Origin of the sequence: Albidovulum sp., assembly GCF_041919395.1 — a bacterium.
In the GTDB taxonomy this organism is placed as follows: domain Bacteria; phylum Pseudomonadota; class Alphaproteobacteria; order Rhodobacterales; family Rhodobacteraceae; genus Albidovulum.
Genome location: NZ_JAYRTX010000183.1, coordinates 1 through 2,333, shown reverse-complemented (window position 1 = coordinate 2,333; position 2,333 = coordinate 1). Strand labels below are relative to the sequence as shown.

Below are 2,333 nucleotides of genomic sequence, written 5' to 3'. Positions count from 1 at the left end.
GCGATCTCGCGTCCGCGCAGCCGCCTCCGCGCCGCCTGGTCGAGCCGAAGGATGTCCTGGCCCCTCAGCCGGATCGCACCGGCGGTCACTTCGGCATTCGCACCCGCAAGGTCGATCATCGCCGCCGCAAGCGATGACTTGCCGCAGCCGCTTTCGCCCGCGATCCCCAGCACCTCGCCCTGACGGACCGACAGGCTCACGTTCCGCAGCGCCGCGACCGCGCCGCCTGCCACGCGATAGCGAAGCGACAGGTTCTCGACCGAGAGAACGGGTTCGCTCATCCTGCCACCCTCCGCCTCAGCCTGGGGTCGAGCGCGTCGCGCAGGCCCTCGCCAAGGAAGGTGAAGCCGAGGGTCGAGAGCACGAGCGGCAGGCCCGCGATCACCACCATGTGGGGTGCCGCGCGGATCGAGGTGTAGCCGTCATAGAGGATATTGCCCCAGGAGGGCGTCGGCGGACGAACCCCGAGGTTGAGGTAGGAAAGTCCCGCCTCCAGCATGATCACCACCGGCACGTCCATCGACAGGAGGATGAGTAGCGGTCCGACCACGTTCGGCAGAAGGTGGCGGAAGAGGATGCGCGCCGACGAGGCGCCCATCGCACGCTCCGCGACGATGAAATCCGCCCCCGAAAGTGCAAGCGTCTGGGCGCGGATCAGCCGCGCGTAGGCGGGGATCGAGACGAGGACGACGACGAGGATCAGCGTCCCGGTGCCTGGCCCGACGATGGTGATGACGGCGAGCGCGAACATGATCATCGGCAGCGAGGACATCGAGTCGAACAGCAGGACCAGAACCGCATCCAGCCAGCGCGGCCCGAACCCCGCGATCATGCCGAGAATCAGCCCGCCGACTCCGGCGAGCCCGACCGCCGTCAGCGCGATCGCGAGAGCCGTCCGCGCCCCGTAGACGATCCGGGACAGAAGGTCGCGGCCAAGCTGGTCGGTGCCCGCCAGATGGGCAAGCGACGGCGGCTGGAACTTCTCGGCCACGTTCAGCTTGATCGGGTCGGCCGGCGCCACCCAGGGCGCGAAGAGCGCCATGACGACAAAGAGGAGAACGAGCCCAAGGCCGAGCGCCCCCATCGGGTCGGACAGAAGCGCGCGAAGCGCCCTGAACCTACCGCCGGAAGACATCGCGCACCCGCGGGTCGAGCCGCGCGATCAGGAGGTCGGCGGCGGTGACGACGAAGAGGTAGAAGGCGGTCATGAAGAGGACCGTACCCATCACGACGGGGTAGTTCCGCTTCTGCACCGCGCCGGTGATCAGCGTGCCGATGCCGGGCCGGCCGAACACCGTCTCGACGAAGACCGCGCTCGACAGGATCGAGCCGAGCCCGACGGCGAGGAGCGCGATGGTCGGGATGATCGCAACCCGCAGCCCGTACCGAAGCACGACCCGGCGTTCCGGCAGGCCGAAGGCACGCGCGGTGCGGATGTGGTTCTCGCCCATGACTTCCAGAAGCGAGGCGCGCACCAGGCGCGCGAGGTAGCCGACCCAGCCGATGCCGAGAGCGAAGGCAGGCAGGATCAGCGCGCGGGCCTGGCTTGCCGGATCGCCGGGCGTTCCCGCGCCGATCGCCGGCAGCCAGCGCAGCCAGACCGCGAAGATCAGGATGGCATAGATCGCGACGACAAAGGCAGGTATGGAGATCAGCCCGACCGACAGCACCCCGAGCAGACGGTCCGCCGCCGTGTCCCGCCAGACCACCGCCGCAGCGCCCAGCGCGATGCCGAGGGCCAGCGCCCAGCCGAGCGCGGCGACGCCGAGGATCAGCGTGTTGGGAAAGAACTCGAGGATCTGGTCCAGCACCGGCCGCTTCGACCAGACATCGTAGCCGAGGTCGCCGGTCACGGCATTGCGAAAGAAATGCCAGACCTGCCACAACACGGGCTCGTCAAGCCCCATCCGCTCGCGAAGCAGCGCCTTCAGCTCCGGCGTCGCCCGCGGCCCCAGCGCCAGAGAAGCCGGATCGCCCGGAACCAGGAAGACCATCGCGTACATCGCCAGCATCACCGTGAAGAGGATCACGACGGCGAGGGCGATGCGCTTGACGGCGTATCTCAGCATCTCCGCGCCTGTCGCTCCCTTTCAGACATGGTCGCGCGGGATCCTCTCGTCCCATTGGCGCTCGAAGATCGTCGCGCCGTTCTCGGTGACGCGAAGCCGCATCTCGACACGGAAATGGGTGGCGTCGCATGTGAGGCGGCCCGTGGAGTGATGGCCGAAGACGCCGTCCTTGCGGTGGATGGCCACGTTCGCCTCGGTCTCACAGCTGGCCGAGAGGGGATCGCCGTCGATGATGCGGTAGCGGGCGACGGCGTCGGCGGTGAC

Annotated in this window: 3 protein-coding genes and 1 pseudogene; all 4 read right to left on the bottom strand. The window is 68.6% G+C overall.

The genetic code is table 11. From position 1 onward, the window contains the following. Positions 1-281: ATP-binding cassette domain-containing protein (locus ACMUOO_RS17150; RefSeq protein WP_413855801.1), on the bottom strand; the 281-nt coding region annotated here is incomplete at its 3' end. Further along, positions 278-1,135 carry an ABC transporter permease gene (locus ACMUOO_RS17145; protein WP_301918481.1) on the bottom strand — a complete coding sequence of 286 codons (858 nt, stop codon included), beginning with the start codon at positions 1,133-1,135 and terminating at the stop codon, positions 278-280. The genes ACMUOO_RS17145 and ACMUOO_RS17150, both read right to left, overlap by 4 nt. Then, the gene (locus tag ACMUOO_RS17140) at positions 1,119-2,069 is read right to left on the bottom strand and encodes an ABC transporter permease (protein WP_301918480.1); all 951 of its coding nucleotides are present in this window, start codon (positions 2,067-2,069) and stop codon (positions 1,119-1,121) included. The genes ACMUOO_RS17145 and ACMUOO_RS17140 overlap by 17 nt, the downstream gene beginning before the upstream one ends. 21 nt (positions 2,070-2,090) lie before the next feature. After that, positions 2,091-2,333: pseudogene (locus ACMUOO_RS17135) on the bottom strand (hypothetical protein); the annotation flags it as partial.